Origin of the sequence: Paenibacillus sp. Soil750 (assembly GCF_001428045.1) — a bacterium.
GTDB lineage: Bacteria > Bacillota > Bacilli > Paenibacillales > NBRC-103111 > Paenibacillus_E > Paenibacillus_E allorhizoplanae.
Genome location: NZ_LMSD01000009.1, coordinates 156,805 through 173,754, shown reverse-complemented (window position 1 = coordinate 173,754; position 16,950 = coordinate 156,805). Strand labels below are relative to the sequence as shown.

Below are 16,950 nucleotides of genomic sequence, written 5' to 3'. Positions count from 1 at the left end.
CTCGGTATGTTATAATATTGCTTATCACCTTATTGGAGGCATCCTTAATTATGAAAATTTATGTCATCCTCTCTTTTGATGGGGAAACACTTGAGAATGTTTATGTCGGTCCCGACGAGGAAAAAGCGCTTGCTTTTAAACCGGCTGATTTTGAAAATTGCGATGCACTCTTTGTGGAAATTTGGGAAGACGGGGAAAAGACCGATGATTTCCGATTAGAAGAAGAGGAAGAATTTGAAGACGATGATGTAGAAGCTGCGGAAGTGGATCTACTTAACGAAGAAGACAATGAGGAAGAAGTGAAATAAGTTTTCCCTCTATATAGCATAGAAAGGTTGATTACATATGGATTATGCGTTCGCCATTGAACCATCTGCGTTTACTCGTTTTGATGATGAGTCCGAGTTGATCGAGCAATGTAAAGAATGGGGTTTAGTTTCTGAAAAAGCGGTAAAAGCGAAAGCCTTTTTCTACAAAGGGAATAGTCTTAATGTGGCATGCACTATCGTCGGTCTCGTGGATCCTATGACGGCTGTCATTGAATTGGATACGAAGCAGCTGCACTGCATTCATCCCTCCTATTTGAAGGAAATGCAAGCTGCGAACTATAGCCAGCGAGGTGCAGCTCTAGCTGAAGATGCAGCTGTTGCCGACGAATTAGAGACGGCTGAGCCGGAAGAAAAGCCAGCTAAAGCATCAAAATCCGCGAAAGCCGAAGCTATTTCAGAAGATGGACAAGCGGCACCTGCCGAGAAAGCGCCTGCTAAGGAAAAAACGAAAAAAGAGAAAGCTCCTAAACTGGAGCTTCCTGAAGAAAAAGTGAAAATGAAGGCCACGGTTACCGAATTTACAACCGTACCGAACAACTTCTCAGACACCGATGATGAAGTCATCATCTATGAAGCTGTATCCATTCTGGATCCAGCCCTAGACATCGGAACTGCGTGGTCGAGCCACAGCGCAACGCTCAAGAAGTTGGAACTCGCCGTCGGCGACACCGTCACCTTCGAGTGCAAAATCGTTGCGAAGAAGCTGAGCAAACATCCAGTGCCGTATAAGATCAACAATCCGGGGAAGATGCAGAAGGTAACGGAATAAGATTGGTATTGTAGCGCTTCAGCCCATCAGGGCTGAAGTTTTTTTGTTTGGCGGGGCGGCATGCGCGGCTAGCAATCGAGCACCGCGGGTGATTCGGGCGAAATAGGGCCCAGAAAGGGATATAGCTTTTCCCTAAATCATTACTGCCTGATATATTTCCAATGACATTGGATGATCCCGAGTAACCACTCGATGGAGCTGTGTAACTTAGTGTTGATGGATTCATATTAGGTGCCGAGCTAGTGTAATTGTAACTTGGTGCAGGAGTTGCGTAGACAGGGGCGCTACTATAACTTGACCCTTGGGATCTTGCTGAGGCGTCGAAGGTGTATATGAAGGTGTTGGAGCAGCAGGTTTATCTACTAGCCCCACTAAGCTGTGACTTTGCCCACTCACCATTGCCGCCTCCTGCTTGTACTAGACTGTTCAGGAAATCGTATTGATTCTGACTAATTGAGGCCATGTCATTTACTCCTCTCGTAAAATCTTTTCACGTCCGCTGCTTTAATCGCGAACCCAACATACTCCACGTCTTTGGCGCCCTTTGAAACTACCCCGATCACTTCACCATTCAGATTAGCTAATACACCACCCGATGATCCGAACGTAACCTTTGCATCAAACTGGATCATGTTCCAACTAAGAGAGCTAACAATTCCCTTGGACAGCGTAAATGGGTACACTTGCGGACTGCCGAAGGCTAATACTGTCTGACCTTCTGTGACGTCTATATTAAGCGTCAATACGGTATCACTGGTGCATGATGAGTGGATGATAGCGAGGTCTAACTTTTCCTCTCGATAACCAACTGTCCCGGTGCACGTGTAACCTGACTTTTTACGGAGAGTAAGCGTGTCCGTGGGCATGTTACGGACTACATGTTCATTGGTGATTACAGTATCAGGGGATATGTAGAAACCTGATCCACCTGTGACTAAACCGGTTTCTACACTAACAGATGCCTTAATCAGCTTCTGTGCAGATGTTATTGCCTTTTCCTCGTCCGTCTGCGTTTCCGCATTTGTAGTAGATTGGCTTAATAATATTAAGATAAATAATATGAATACTAGCTTGTTTTTCATATAACTACCCCCTAGATACTTGTACATTATCTTATGCAGGTACATGAAATAAAAAGCACTACGAGGAATAATCCTGCATAGTGCTTCATTTTATGGTGATGATATTCGAATTTTCGCGTTTGCCAGTTACCTTTTCGACGATGGAGAAAACGCATGAATCGGTGGTAATAGTAGAGTATTTTCATAGTTCACCTCTGTTACGTAAAATGGTACTTAAACATCGATAGCTTCTTCGAATACCACTCCATCTCCTGTTGCCAAAGGCACTCTGCAAAGTCAAACCTACATGCTATAATTAGCACTGAGAAAGGTGCTGATCAGATGGCTCCCAACCTGACAACCATGCAGCCGGCCGAAACGATCGGTATGCTTGCGGATTATCATTTCCCGCCGTACATTACGTTAGCCCATATGTTCCATGCTCCGCAGGGATGGGCGATACGCAACCGAGAGATGACACAGTTCATCCTACAGTATGTCGTCGATGGTTTTGCTCACTATCCTGTTGAAGACATCCCCTACGAGACGCGCCGCGGTGATCTCTTATTTCATCGTCCGAATGAACGTCACTCGATCATAAAAGAAGACCACAGTCCTTATGTATGTATTTCACTTGTCTTTCATTTTGGTACGTCTGCTTTCCCTTACGAGGAACTCTTCAAACATAAGCATCTGCTCGGTAATTTCGCGGATCATCCGGTAGAAACGATGCTATCCCAGCTTGTTTCGCATTATCGTCAGCCAGGACTGGTGCATCAAATGCACTGTCAAAGCTTACTCATGCGCATTCTTGCTGAAGCTGCGCAAGCTTTCGAATCGGGTTCAACCCGCGCCAAAACGGACTCACTCACGATGCCCAAACTCGTCTTAATCAAAAACTATCTCACCGAGCACTACAGCCGCGAAATTCAAATTAGAGAACTGGAAGACGTTTCTGGTCTCAGCAAAAATTACATTTTGACCTTATTCCGCCAACATGTCGGCATGTCCCCTATGCAGTATTTAACGTGGATCCGCATCAACAAGGCCAAAGAGTTGGCCATACACAGCAGCTTATCCTTCAGTGAAATCGCGGATCGTGTCGGCTATTCGGATGTCCACACATTCGGGCGTATGTTCAAGAAAAAAACGGGGCAGAGTTTAACCCAGTTTTGTTCAAATTTGATCTATTCTTAGTTCGTCGGGACGGATGGTTGGGACTGAGTTGGTGGGATGAGGTGACTGGTTGGGAGGTGAACTGGAAAATCTACAGCTATTCCCGTGAAATTCACGTTCCAAATGGATTTAACTGGAATTTATGTAGCTAATTTCGACCCTTCTGTCCATTTCTGCCAAAATGTCACTACTTAACTGTAGATTATCCATCTAATCTGCTTTTGAATGGATTTACCTAGGATTTAACTGTATTAAATCCCGTTATTAACTTAAGCACGCCAATAATCAGAATGCGCATATCGGTACGTCTTCGGCACCTGCTTCGTACCTATCGCGAATGCGCCTTTCGGTTGATAGTCATACGGTGTTTCACCCGACGTATAGGGCGCTTCTTTGCGCTTTTCGATACAATCGATGAGCATATGCTGCTTCAACGATAGATACTCTAGCGTATGCGGCCCAAATTCCGCTTCGATTTCGCCTGGGCGGAACTCGTAGTACACAGTACGGCGAAGTGCGTTGCCATCCCCCTCCGGTGAGCCATGCAGCAGCTGAATATTATGGAAAATGACATCCCCAGGATTCATTGGCACGGGTACAGCATCGCTGACATCGAAGCCTGGCAGTGCACAGCGTTCCTCGGCAGCGTCAGCTGTCCAATGGTTCGACCCAGGAATAACCCACAAGCATGACTTCAGATCCGCCTCATCCAAATAAAAATCAACATTGAAGATTGGCCGTGGATCTGTACAGCCCTTAGGCACTAACGCATCTCGGTGCCAAGGCACGCTGGCCGCCTGATTCGGGATTTTCACAACTAAGGAATCCCAGGTAGGAATGAAGTTAATCCCTTGAATCTTCGCCACAGATCGCAGGATAAATGGATGGGCAAGCAACGCCTTATTCGCCTCTTGCTTGTCGATAATATACTCCGTACGCCAATATTTGCGTTCACCATTTTTCCTCACACGGTACATATAATCCTCATCACCGCTTCCAGCCATGCCAATTTCTACGGCCTTCATCGTTTGTTCCTGTAGGAGTCGAAGCTCTTCTCCAACTATCACATTACGAATAACCAGGAAACCATTTTCTAAGAAAAACTGTGCTTGTTCACTCGTAATTTCATCTTGCAGTAAAGCATCGGCTTCAGGTATATGAATCTTTTGTTGGCTCATGCGAACAACCTCCTCAAATAACTTTCATACCTTTACTTTACTGCAACGGTTCGCGAAAATCTTTAGTCTAAACAGGCATTATGGTTGCCAAAAGCACACTGTCCGCTTTGATATTCTTTTGGTGTCATACCGACAGACTTTTTGAACAGTTTTGTAAAATAAACCGGATCTGAATAACCCACAAGCGATCCTACTTCGTACATTTTCACATCCGGATAATCCTCCAAGATATGCTTGGCTTTCACGATTCTTAGATCGGTCACGTAATCTGTGATCGTCTTCTTCGTCTCTCTTTTGAACAACTTGCACAAATAACTAGGATTCAAACCAACTTTAGCGGAGAGCTCATTTAACTCAAATGCTTGATTAAGATCCGACTCCAGCATGCGAATCACATCTGCAATGATTTGCTTCTTGTGGACCTTTGGCTCAACTAATTGTTGATCCACCATTTCCTTTTCAGATGAATCCTCCACCGCAAAACGCTCCCCAACTCGCTTCAAAACTTGAAATAAATCCTTCTTGTTCACTGGCTTCGACAAATATTCTTCTACACCGAATCGAATGGCTTGTCGCGCATACTCGAATTCATTAAATCCACTTAAAAGAATAATATGAGCATCTGGATAATCCGCCCTTGTTCGTTCGATCAGCTTCATCCCATCCATCATGGGCATTTTGATATCGGTCAGGAGTATCTTGCAATCTGCAGCTTCCCAGCCACTCATTTTATCCATCGCTTGAATCCCATTTGCACATAACCCTATAATTTCAATAGGTAAATCCATCGCCTCAACCATGGCTTGAAGTCCTAATCGAATGCGTTGTTCATCATCGACTATCAACATTTTCATCGTCATCTTAAGCGCTCTCCTTCCATGCTTCCAGAACGGGTAGAACAATTGTTACGGTCGTGCCGACCTCGATTTCACTGCTCACTTGCAAACCATATGAAGCACCATATTGCAAAATAATTCGTTCATTCACGTTAGCAATCCCGATGTTATTGCGATTTTCTTGCCTCAAGCCTTGCATCGCATTCCGAATAATTTTGAGCTGCGAATCGTCCATGCCGCACCCATTATCCCGAACGGTAAAATAGATCGCTTGCTTATCCATGTGAGAACTAATCGTAATTAAACAATTCTCTTCTTTCATTTCAAAACCATGCAGAATGGCATTTTCCACGATGGGTTGAAATAACAGTTTAATAACCGGGTAGCTCAGATGAGCTTCGCTGATGTTCAACTCCAGCTGAATATCTTTGGAGAATCGAAAGTTTTGCAGTGCCAAATATTTCTCCAAATGATCCAATTCCTTATGAATCGTCACCTGATCCGTACCGCGCAAGATGCCATACCGCAGCAACTCCCCTAAATTGTAGGTCATTTCCGAAATCTCATAATCTCGCTTAACTTCAGCCGTCATACGGATCACTTCCAGCGTGTTATAGATGAAATGAGGGTTAATTTGATGCTGCAGCGACCTTAGTTCAGCCTCCCTTTTGCGATTTTGCGTCTGATAGACTTCTTCCACCAGCTCATTAATTCGTCTAATCATATTATTAAAATGCTTCGCCAGTATGCCAAACTCGTCCGAATACTTCACCGGAATTTGAACGTCCAGATTCTCCTTGTTAACCTGTTTCATGGTCCTCATTAACGTACGTAACGGCCGCGTCAACGCGATGGCGATGATCGCAGAAGTCACTAGAGCCACAGTAATCGAAAGCAGAACGAGAATCATCGTGAAATCCCGCGTTACCCGCGTCTCCTCTGTCAGATGATCCACTGGAATGAAAACAATTTGCTTCCACCCCGTTACTGCAGAAGTTGTATAAGAGGTTAGATACGACTTCCCTTCGATCGTCACCTTGAAGCTGCCTTGTGCGCCTACGGCTTTTTGCACGAGTTCATTACTTGCCACATTGGTAGAAATCCATTTCTGCTCGCTATCATAGATCACCGTATTCTGATCATCAAGTACCATCGTTCGGCCTTTGGTCACCTCATCCAACTCACGGACGGCATCCCCGATGACTTGAATTCTCGAGTCAAAGATGATCATGCCAATGCCTTCTAATGAGTTCGTATTCTTTAATTCGCGGGCAATGGAGAAGTAATATTTATCCGTATGACCAACGGTTATTTTCTGTGTCGATATCACAATGGAAGACCCTTGTGCATTCCGCACTTGTTGTCGTAAATCGACGGCCTGCTGCCGGATGTCGGCCCGAATCGTATCATTTTTGGTACTGTCGTACATGTTGCCATAATTATCGAAAATGTACACGGACTCCGTATCATTCTTCAGGCTGTTCAAGCCTTTCACAAAGTTCTGGAGGCGGTTATTTTCTTCCACCGTTTTATTACGATTGGCTAACGACTCCTGAATATCCTGCATATAAATCTGGCTGCCCGTCACACGCTTAATATCCGAGACGTACTGGTCGACCCGCTCCAAAATTTTCTGTGAAATCTGGTTTACATAGAGAGCCGTATTCTTTTCAATCGACTTTGAATAACTCGAATAGGAGATCATAGAGATCGTAACAATCGGCACTGTGATCAAAATGACAAACACCGTAATCAGCTTTTGAGTAAGTGATAGCCTCACAATCCAATGCCATATTTCGCTTCGCACAACAAGTTCCCCCCAGCTCTCCTACAGGAATGTAAGCCCTTTCTCTTAAAAATCCAAGAAAACCCATGGCTCTTAAATAAGGGCCTTGGGTTACTATTTCGACTCACCAGCAGCGGTGTCCTGCTAGCTTTTTACTTCACTGCTCCATTCGTAATCCCAGAGAAAATGTATCGTTGCAGGAACAAATATAATAAAACTGTCGGAAGTAGGATGATAAGAATGGCCGCACAGATCAATTGCCACTCGGCACTATTCGTACCTGTAAATTTCATCAATGTCGTCGAAACAACACCTAGCTTCTGTGATGGCATATACAGATATGGCGTGTACATATCGTTATAAATTGAAATTGTTTTTAAAATAATGACCGTTGAAATGGCTGGTGTTAATAGCGGGATGATAATGCGGTAGAAGATACCATACAGAGATAAACCTTCGATCATCGCATTCTCATCGAGTTCATACGGGATATTGCGAATGAACTGAAGCAAGATGTAAATTTGGACAACGTCCGCTCCAATGTACAAGAGCACTGGTGCGAAATGGGTGTTGAATAATCCTAACCATTTGATAATGGAGAAAATCGCTACTTGAGTTGTAATGGCCGGAATAATCGCTGCTCCGGTATAGAGTCCAAGAATGAGGAAGCGGCCTGGGAATTTGAAGCGCCCGAGCACGTACGCCACCATTGTCCCCATGACGATATTCCCGATCAAGGATAAGCCAATCACAATCGTCGTATTCAGAAACGCCTGCCCGAGATTCCCTCGTTCAAACACGATCTGGAAATTCTCAAAATTTAGAAAGGAGTTTGGCAGTGAAAACGCGCTGGACATGCCATATTCCTTGCTCCCCTTAAACGCATTTATACACAGAATATATAAGGGGAAAAAGATAATGAGACTTGCCACGGATAAAAGCGCGTATTTCACTGTCGATGTGAACGGTCTTGATTTCATGGTGTCACTCCTCCTTTCCTCCAACAATTCTCCGTTGTGCGGATACTACGACAATCACGACAATCATCAGTAGTACACTCATCGCTGAAGCGAGTCCAAAGTTGTTATATTGAAACGCGGTCTCCACTGTTTGCTGAACATACGTTTTACTTGCCGCCAAAGGACCACCTTTGGTTAGGACGAAGGGAAGGTCAAATACCTCCAAAGCCCCAATCACAGTCAGAAACAGATTAAGCTCGATAATTTTCCTCATACCAGGTATTGTGATGTAGCGAAGCACTTGGAATCTTCGTGCACCGTCTATTTTTGCTGCTTCATAGAGATCTTCAGGGAGCGACTGGAGCGCCCCTAAGTACACAACCATATTGAAACCCATAAATTTCCACACACCGATAGAAGCCAGAGATACGTTGACAAGACCTGGCTTACCTAACCAGGAAATCGGATCCATGCCTAGCAAACTCAAGAAATAATTCAATGAACCTGTGTTTGTATCGAAAACATAACCGAACATAAACGCTACGGCGACCCCATTCATAATGTAGGGCAGAAATAACACCGTCCGAAACACGTTACGTCCTTTGAGCTTACTGTTCAACAGAACCGCGAAGAAAAAGGCTACAACATTTTGCAGGATACCACCTACGAAGTAAGCAACATTATGGAGGAAGATATAGAAGACTTCCCTATTTCCCATAATTTCTTTGTAATTTGAAAATCCAACCCACGTTTTAACCGGTGTTAATCCATCCCATGATGTAAAGCTTAAGTATATGAGCCTCAGGGCTGGATAGTAGGTAAATGTCAAAAGCAGCGTGAGTGGCACGATTAGGAAGGATAATATTAAGGTAATTTTTTGTTGTTGGTAGCTCATCTCCATACCTCATTGCTCTTTAATTTGAAAAAGAGGACTGAATGCTTGCAAACTATCATTCAGTCCTCTTACGTTTAACGCTTACTTACCGAGCGCTTTTTTCGCTTCTACCCATTTTTTGTTGTATTTATCAAATACCTTAGCCACGTCCGTTACCGCTACTTCTTGTGCGATATCGTTGAGGTCGATTTGTGCTTTGTTTTGGATCGCCATAGCGTCACTATTATCCGCAGCGATTTCAACGAAATTCAAATCTTTCGTAGCTAGGAAATCAGACAATTGCGTAACAGAGGACTTCTTATCCTTCAAGGATGGAATGAAGCCAGCAAAATCATCATAACCGGAATCTTCAATTAACCATTTCACGAATGCTTTGGCTGTCTTGAGGTTTTTACTGTTTTTGCTAACGGCATAGAAATAATCAGGTGTCATTAGTGTAGTCAACTTACCAGAGTTATCGAAAGGCATTGGGAAGAAGCCAACGTTAGCACTTTCCGTACCATTTTCAATAACTTGTGGGATAACCCAGTTCGGCAAGAGGTACATCGCCATTTTACCAGAGGCTACATCCTTCTTGGATTGCTCCCAGTTAGAAGAGTTGATATCCTTCTCTACGTAGCCCTTGCTGATCATCGTTTTGAGGATGCCTAAGGACTTGGCGAAAGCGCCATTCGGGTCAAAAGCATTCTCCTGCTTAATGCGATCATTCCAGAAGTTCGGATTGCCAGACATCGCTACAGCTACATGCTGCCATGTATAAAGCGGCCATTTGTCTTTGTAGTTAGTTGCAAGAGGGACAATCCCCTTCGCTTTTAGCTTCTCGGATGCGGCATAGAATTCATCGAGTGTCTTCGGAAGCGCAGTAATACCGGCATCAGCGAATGCTTTTTTGTTGTAAACGATTCCTGTCGTGGAACCGCCTGTTACTAGACCATAGGTGCCGCCGTTCGCTGTTTTGTAGTCTTTAAAGCGGATTTTATCATTCAGACCGAGATCATCCAGTGGGGCAAAATAATCAGGAAGCTGTGTATTCGGAATGTTCGGAATCAGAACAACGTCCGGTACTTCAGCCGTGGCCAAGCGTAATTTGATAGCGGCTTCATAATCCTTCAGCGCTTCGAATTCCACGTCGGCATTCGGGTATTTCTTCTTGAACGCTTCCTTGTATTCTTTCAGCTTCGTATCAATTAAGTCTGTGCGGTTCGTTGCGAACACGATCTTACCTTTAATATCATCATTCGGATTCGCTGCTTTGGGAGCTTCTGTCGCTGGAGCTGGCGTAGCCGCTGCCGTCGTTGCTTTCGCTGCCGGTGTTGGGCTAGCTGTCGTTGTTGTTGATTCCGATCCGCATGCTGCGAGTAAAGTTGTAAGTAAACAAATCGATGTTGTGGCTACTAATGTCTTCTTCATCCTATTTCCCCCAATGAACTAGTTTGTGTAGCGCTTACATTTTTATTATAAAACGTCCATGTCTCGAGTAAAATGGCACGCATTTGTTTTTCCTTGTACTGTATTTCCACTTTTCGGTGGAATTTGGGGGCCGAAGCCCCCGTTTTCTTATTTAATAATACCCAGCTTATGCAGCAAGTTATAGAAGACCATGGCAGCTTCCGCACGCGTTGCAACAGCTTGAGGTCGGTAGGATCCGTCCGGGTTGCCGCTCAATAAGCCGGCGGCTGTCGCAAGACGAATCGATGCCTCTGCCCAAGATGACATGGAAGCAGCGTCTGTAAATGAAAGTGTTGCAGCAGGCTTCACCACGTGAGACAGCTTCGTTAATGCCATCGCTCTGCTGAGCATGACAGCCATCTGCTCACGCGTGATGGTCGCATTCGGCTTGAATCTGTGGTCTTCGAAGCCATCGACCAGACCTAATTCACTTGCTGCAAGGACTGCTGAGGCATACCAATCTTGTGCGGCTACATCCGTGAATTTGGCTTGCGTACTCTTCGACGGTACAATTCCCATCGCTTTCACGAGCATCGTGGTAAACTCTGCTCGTGTGACTGCACGGTCTGGCGCGAACGTGGTGTCCGTCATGCCATTCAGCAGCAGCTTGGAAGCTAAGGCTCCAATTGCAGACTGAGCCCAATGTGTTAGCGGAACATCAGTGAAATGAGCTTGATGGGAGACAATGGCATACACGCTATTCCCATTTCTGCTAATTATCGCTTCTACCCCATTTGCTTGGGGCTGGAAGGCTGCAGGAACGAACGTCATGGCGCCTGTTTGTTCGTCAATAACGACAACTGTAGCAGATGATAGGTCGCTAAGGCTGTTCGCGAAGATGCTCCGAGTGACGAATAACGACCCAAAATTATCAATCTCGGTTTGTTTGCCATCACTTGAAACCATTAGACGGAAAGACACCGGCGTACCGATCAATGTGACGCCTTGCTTTTCAGCGGCTTTGCGAACTTGGTCAGCTTGCTCCGCAGATACAGGCGTGATAGCTACATGCAAGCTAGCATCCCCAGTATCTGTACCAATTGCTTTCAGAATGGCTGGGTTTGATAGCATTTGGAGTGGGATCTCGTAAGAACCCGCTTCGTTTTGCAGTGTAACCACTGTCTTGGCTAGTGCAACAGGATTAGCTGCAAGTGCTTTGGACAGTAGAGAACTTGGAATCACAATTTCATCCGTTTCCTTCGTGCTGTATGCCAAAACAAGTGGCGTCCCTTGCTCTTTCGTCAACAGAAGCTCCAAAGCCTTCTTCATATCCGCTTCTTGAATGACGGCTTGACGCACCTCTTTCCCGTTGCTATCAGTGACCGTTAAGCGTTTGAAAGCCTCATTCGTCAATTCGATTTGATTGGCTTTATCCAAAACGGTTGGTGCAGGTATAGCAGCTCCAGGTGAGGATGAGCTAGTATCTCCTTGATCTACAGGGGCAACAGGGTCAACAGGGTCGACAGGGTCGACAGGATCTACAGGATCTACTGGATCTACTGGATCTACAGGATCTACAGGATCGACAGGGTCCAACGGATCTGGTTCCTCCCCAGTCTTATAAACCTTAATCGTATCAAAATACAGCGTCCCTTGGCCGATTGCGCCTCCCGCTCCTTGATTCACATAAATCGAGAATTCTTTAATCGCATCCAAATTGATGACATTGTCACCGCTTGAGCTCCATGGCGCTTTAGTAAACTTACTAAATGGCAGTTTAATAACGCCTGCCTTATCATTATTCAACTCGATATAAGACTCCCAAGCTGAGCCATCTGATTCTAGGAATTGTATCGTCAACTTACGATTGGACGCGTCCTTTTTCAACCAGAAACGTATCCCTTCATACGATCTCCAGTCTAAAGCATCGAGCTTTTTATTCACGCCGGCGAAATTCTTCGATGCCGTTGGCAGCTCATACACATATTTGCCTCCGAAAGATCCAGCTTCTTTCAGATCTGCGACCGGTGTTAATGTAACTGTCCCACCGTCTTTGTTCGTGGAATAGGAACCGCCTGCCACGAGTTCACCGCCGCCATAATAGTCGAAATTATCAATCGTCGGCACTTGATCAATCGCGATTGAATCGATATAGATGGCATTGGATCCCAATTGCCCTGCACCCTTGTTTACAAAAATCGCGTAGGAAGCAATTTCAGTACGATTGAGCTTGCCATCCCCTTTCGACCATGTTTGATTGCGAGCAAAACCACCAAACGGAATTTGAATAACACTTGCTTCCGTTGAAGTCATTATCGTCTGCGCTTCCCAAATATCCCCGTCACTTTCTGTTAATTGGAACGTAAGTCCATGCCCCACTGAATCTGACTTCAGCCAGAAAGATAGCGCGTTGCCACCACCCGCAATATTGTGCTTACCAAGCGTCCGTTTAACACCGGCATAGCCTTTGGCAGCTGTCAATGTGTAGCTGAGTTTAAGCGCATGCCCACCATCTTGTTTAACGCTATTTTCTAGGAAAGCTGTGATCTCAGCGCCGCCTTCATCTTTCACATAGTCCGCTCGGACACCAGCATCGGTTGAATAGAAGTCGAAGTTATCAATCTCACGAAGCGAAGCCGCTTGTATATCGTCCAGATACAGCGTTCCAGCACCATTTCCAATTGAGCCTCTATCCACGTATATCGAAAATTCAGAAACAGAAGCTAAATCGAGTTTCCCATCTACCGCTACCGACTGCCATCCTGCCAGATGGAAGGAACCAAAAGGTATCTTCATCAGGGTGCCATTCGTATGGTTGACATACACCTTGGCTTCCCAATACTCACCGGTTGCGTCCTTTAATTGATACGTAACACCACGTCCAGCTTCTCCTGCTTTCATCCATAGCTGGATCCCATTGTTGGCCGACCAATCCGCTCCTCCAATGGATTTGGTTACCCCCGCGTATCCTTTGGCAGCAGTCAGATCAAAGCTCAGCTTAAGACCAAATCCACCCGATTGTTTGGTATCAGTATCGAGTGTTGCCGTAATGGGATCCCCATCCGAGTTGCGTTTATATTGGGCTTGCAGCTTTGTACTGTCCCCACCATAGTCTTCGTACGAATCAACAACCGGTGACTTATACAGGCGGAAATCATCGAGGTAGACAGAACGTGTAACGTTGGCTGCTCCATCAATGTTGATACTAAATGTCGTAATGGACGAAAGATCCACGACATTGTTCCCGACACCTTGATGCGAGTTTTTCCACCAGTCAGGTACATAAAATTGGTTAAAAGGCAACTTGATTAGCTGCGGTTTACTGCCGGATACGCCAATATCTTTTTTCCAAACCTCACCTTTCGTTGCACTTCCTTCATTAAACTGAATGGAAATACCCGTGTAGGCTTCTGCAGGTTGTACCCAGAAAGAAATCCCACTGTTGCCAGACCAAACCGTATTCGTAATTTGCTTTTCCATGCCACCCCAGCCCTTGCTCAGGGAAGAGGTCAATTTCAAGCTGTAAGTCCCTTCGGATTTATGAACATTATCCAAGTTTAATTGGAGTGGTGAACCCGAGTTATTCACTGTATAGGCGTTTTGTAACATCGCATCTGAGCCTGTGTAGCTCTCAAAGTTTTCAATGACATCACTTTTCACATTGGTAGGCGGCTCTAACTTCTCTGAACCCACGCCAATTTGGATGCGTCCCACTTGTGGACTCCAGTACTCCGAAGCGAAATTCGCTGGGATAACTGGGAACACAATTTTCAAATATTTGGTTCCCGCTGGCAAGGTGTAGGCGGTGTATACCATTCGGCTCCACCAACCCTCGCCTGGCACCTCATCTACACGAACTTGAGTAACAGTCGAGTAATGTTCACCATCCGGCGATGTTAAAAAGGTAAAATTAGGAAGCCGGTATTTACTTGGTTCTTGTCTGGCATAACTCGTCATCACGAAATAGTTCATATCTCCCGCTGTTTTGTACACGAACGATTCCGCATTGTTAGCTGTACGTACTAATCGCTTCAGATCGTTGCCAAAATACGCACCACCCGACTCGAATCCTAGGTTAGGTGAATGGTCGGCTATTTTCAGCATATTATTCATTTCGTCTGTCAACACACCATTGGTGATTGCAACGCTTGAAATCGCATCTTTATAAATAAGCTCTTCACCACTTGTATGGTTGTATACAATTTCAATATCGCCTAACTGAGACTCGCCATCCCCTTCTGGAAAGGTTACTTTGAAATACTTCGCATTCAGAGGCAGCGAATTCGTGCTATACACAATTTTGTGCCAATCGCCTCCGCCAGCATCGGATTTATCTACCTGAAGCTCCGTGTAATTGGTTCCATCCGCAGAAATCCAGAACTTGAATTCATTATTCGGATGATCCGACTTGCGGAAAGCGGTAGTTTTTAATGATAATGCCCGCAGCGCACTCGAGTTCGTAGGTGTCGAAGGAAGCGCATAAGCTACGAACTGATCAACCGCATTCGGCTGCAATTTAAGTCGATAGTGATCTCCTCCGAACAAAGCTGGATCTAGATCATCTGTGGTAAATTTCAAATCCGTTGAGAATTGATACATTTTACTATAATCAATGAGTTCATCCTGAATGGCATGCTTCGCAATGACTGGACCTACTACTGGAGAATATGTGGATTCACCAACGGTATTTCGTGCCTTCGTTCGATAGAAGTACGTAGCACCTGTCACAGTGGTCATATCATCAAATAAATCTGTTTTGTAAGCGTCGTAGACCTGAGCTCCAACAATATCCCAAGGCCCATTCGCATACACGGAACGTTCTACAGTATAGGCCGTTGCACCAGTTGACCCCTTCCATCCGATACGGGAGACCGTATCAATCGGAAGCATAATCGGTGCTTCAGGTAGTGGTAGAGCTGGCTTTGAAGTAATCCCGCGAATCTCATAAGCTTTATCCCGTAACAGCCCCAATACGGATGATTCCTCGAAGCCTTGCTCGCCTGCCGGGAAGCCTGGCCATTTATACGCTTCATAGAAAGTCCCGCCATAGGTGCCTTCCGTATGTCGGAAGAAGCCGCCATCCTCACTGTGATACCGCAGACTCCAGATTAAGGCACCACTGGTACCGTTTTCAATCACATTGGCTAAGAAAGGTGTTAAATCACTTTTAGGAATGAAACCGAATTCCCCAACGTAGAAGGGCTTTTTCCCTTTGGCCATATTCTTATCGATATTTGCTTGAGAAGCAAAGCTAGCGTAATGGTTAGGATAATAATGGTTACTTACGATGTCGATAGGTGAGCTTTCCTCTAGTGAGCTGGCATCAATGCCATATTTACCATCAATCAGCAAGTGATTAGTATCCATATTTTTAATAAAAGCACCTATTTCAGTCGTCCATGCAGAGGATGGAGGTGTTAATTCATTCCCTGTCTCCCAAGCGAGAATGGCAGGATCGTCTTTATAAAGCTTGTTCGTTATGGTATTCCGACGATTCAATACATACGAGATCGTATCTTTAAAATCCTTCTTGATGTCTGGATCCGTCCAGAACGCATCCTTGCTCTTCCCGCGAAACTTGGCATACTCAGCAATTCCTCCCCACCACTCATACTGATCAACGAATGGAATGATAAGACGAATGCCGTACTCGTTGGCAAGTGCAAGCGCACGGTCTAGGGCGACAAACGCTTCTTCATTAAACTGATTAGGTCCAACAACATGGCGAATCATGCCAGGGTAATCGGTATCCTTTTTGACAGAAAGGACATATGTTCTCGTTGCTGTCGCTCCCATTTGCTGCAAAGCTTTAAATGCATCTCGCTGCTCCCATTCTGTGGGAACCTGCCAATACCCATCCTCAACCATCGTTAGCGTAGGCACATTCGCCCCAATAAAACGAAATTCGCTGGCACCATCCATCAATTTATCCCCTGATCGTGTAATAAATTGGGAGATCCCTGGATTTGATTCCGCTTTCATTTTCGGCGTGCCTACAAAACCGCTCATCAGCATAGATACCACTAACATGGCTACTACAAGCTTTGCACACATGCTTTTCAAACGCATACGTTCGCCCCCTCGTATCCTACATTTTGTATCATTTTTAATTATAGGAGGGATGATCGGCGGTTGAAATGTACTGGCTTGGCATTTTATTGGACTCTATTGTCCTTTGATCGATTTCCGTTAATTGGGCATTTGAGAGATCTGTGTTTGTTCCCTGTACATGCGAGGTGTGGTACCGACGACCTGTGTACATCACTATCACCCCAGTCATCTTATTTCGAGGCACTAAGCACCTACAAATTAAGTATACGCTGTTCAAACTGAGATTGAATTGGACTCAGCATCAAAAACTTGACCTTAAACTGGAATCTACGTGTTTGTAGATGCGTAATCTTCGCAGCACTGCAGAGGCAGGCGTCTAAGGCGCAGGTTGGATTGGGGGTACTCAATCTAATTAACTGGAAAACCTACAGCTAATCTGGCGGATTTATTAGAAAATTTGATTTAGATGGAAAAGATGTAGTTAATTCTCCCTGAATTGATCAATTGGGTCGGATATACTG

11 protein-coding genes are annotated in these 16,950 nt (G+C 45.0%); 3 read left to right on the top strand and 8 right to left on the bottom strand.

What is annotated here, in order from left to right; genetic code table 11:
• Positions 1–50: 50 nt before the first annotated feature.
• Both ASL11_RS10275 and ASL11_RS10270 read left to right on the top strand, forming a co-directional pair.
• A complete protein-coding gene (locus tag ASL11_RS10275; protein WP_056613159.1) occupies positions 51–308 on the top strand; it encodes a hypothetical protein in 258 nt (85 codons plus the stop codon).
• Positions 309–345: 37 nt separating this feature from the next.
• Positions 346–1,098: a hypothetical protein gene (locus ASL11_RS10270; RefSeq protein WP_056613156.1), complete on the top strand. Its 753-nt coding sequence runs from the start codon at positions 346–348 to the stop codon at positions 1,096–1,098.
• Between the two features lie 464 nt (positions 1,099–1,562).
• On the opposite strand, the gene ASL11_RS10265 is transcribed toward ASL11_RS10270, so the two are convergent.
• The gene (locus ASL11_RS10265; RefSeq protein WP_056613154.1) at positions 1,563–2,180 is read right to left on the bottom strand and encodes a S1C family serine protease; all 618 of its coding nucleotides are present in this window, start codon (positions 2,178–2,180) and stop codon (positions 1,563–1,565) included.
• Positions 2,181–2,501: 321 nt separating this feature from the next.
• Here ASL11_RS10265 and ASL11_RS10260 point away from each other — a divergent pair, with 321 nt between their 5' ends.
• Positions 2,502–3,356, top strand: coding sequence for a helix-turn-helix transcriptional regulator (locus ASL11_RS10260; protein ID WP_235550438.1), 855 nt, complete (start codon positions 2,502–2,504; stop codon positions 3,354–3,356).
• Positions 3,357–3,604: 248 nt separating this feature from the next.
• Here the strand turns inward: ASL11_RS10260 and ASL11_RS10255 are convergent, their stop codons facing one another.
• The 7 genes from ASL11_RS10255 to ASL11_RS10225 form a co-directional block, all read right to left on the bottom strand.
• Positions 3,605–4,513: a phytanoyl-CoA dioxygenase family protein gene (locus tag ASL11_RS10255; RefSeq protein ID WP_056613152.1), complete on the bottom strand. Its 909-nt coding sequence runs from the start codon at positions 4,511–4,513 to the stop codon at positions 3,605–3,607.
• Between the two features lie 62 nt (positions 4,514–4,575).
• Positions 4,576–5,373, bottom strand: coding sequence for a response regulator transcription factor (locus tag ASL11_RS10250; RefSeq protein ID WP_056613150.1), 798 nt, complete (start codon positions 5,371–5,373; stop codon positions 4,576–4,578).
• Between the two features lies 1 nt (position 5,374).
• A complete protein-coding gene (locus tag ASL11_RS10245) occupies positions 5,375–7,156 on the bottom strand; it encodes a sensor histidine kinase (protein ID WP_056613148.1) in 1,782 nt (593 codons plus the stop codon).
• Between the two features lie 131 nt (positions 7,157–7,287).
• Entirely contained in the window at positions 7,288–8,115 is an 828-nt protein-coding gene (locus ASL11_RS10240) for a carbohydrate ABC transporter permease (protein ID WP_056613145.1), read from the bottom strand.
• Positions 8,116–8,119: 4 nt separating this feature from the next.
• Positions 8,120–8,989 (bottom strand): carbohydrate ABC transporter permease, encoded by an 870-nt coding sequence (locus tag ASL11_RS10235; RefSeq protein WP_235550437.1) that lies wholly within the window; start codon positions 8,987–8,989, stop codon positions 8,120–8,122.
• Between the two features lie 81 nt (positions 8,990–9,070).
• On the bottom strand, positions 9,071–10,399 hold the full coding sequence (locus tag ASL11_RS10230; protein ID WP_056613142.1) for an ABC transporter substrate-binding protein: 1,329 nt from the start codon (positions 10,397–10,399) through the stop codon (positions 9,071–9,073).
• Between the two features lie 147 nt (positions 10,400–10,546).
• Entirely contained in the window at positions 10,547–16,447 is a 5,901-nt protein-coding gene (locus ASL11_RS10225; RefSeq protein ID WP_056613140.1) for an S-layer homology domain-containing protein, read from the bottom strand.
• Between the last annotated feature and the right edge of the window lie 503 nt (positions 16,448–16,950).

What these genes read in the sequence shown, in the direction of transcription:
- ASL11_RS10275 (WP_056613159.1), top strand. Translation starts at nt 51, where the DNA reads ATGAAAATTTATGTCATCCTCTCTTTTGATGGGGAAACACTTGAGAAT.
- ASL11_RS10270 (WP_056613156.1), top strand. Translation starts at nt 346, where the DNA reads ATGGATTATGCGTTCGCCATTGAACCATCTGCGTTTACTCGTTTTGAT.
- ASL11_RS10225 (WP_056613140.1), bottom strand. Translation starts at nt 16,447, where the DNA reads ATGCGTTTGAAAAGCATGTGTGCAAAGCTTGTAGTAGCCATGTTAGTG.
- ASL11_RS10255 (WP_056613152.1), bottom strand. Translation starts at nt 4,513, where the DNA reads ATGAGCCAACAAAAGATTCATATACCTGAAGCCGATGCTTTACTGCAA.
- ASL11_RS10230 (WP_056613142.1), bottom strand. Translation starts at nt 10,399, where the DNA reads ATGAAGAAGACATTAGTAGCCACAACATCGATTTGTTTACTTACAACT.
- ASL11_RS10250 (WP_056613150.1), bottom strand. Translation starts at nt 5,373, where the DNA reads ATGACGATGAAAATGTTGATAGTCGATGATGAACAACGCATTCGATTA.
- ASL11_RS10240 (WP_056613145.1), bottom strand. Translation starts at nt 8,115, where the DNA reads ATGAAATCAAGACCGTTCACATCGACAGTGAAATACGCGCTTTTATCC.
- ASL11_RS10260 (WP_235550438.1), top strand. Translation starts at nt 2,502, where the DNA reads ATGGCTCCCAACCTGACAACCATGCAGCCGGCCGAAACGATCGGTATG.
- ASL11_RS10235 (WP_235550437.1), bottom strand. Translation starts at nt 8,989, where the DNA reads ATGAGCTACCAACAACAAAAAATTACCTTAATATTATCCTTCCTAATC.
- ASL11_RS10265 (WP_056613154.1), bottom strand. Translation starts at nt 2,180, where the DNA reads ATGAAAAACAAGCTAGTATTCATATTATTTATCTTAATATTATTAAGC.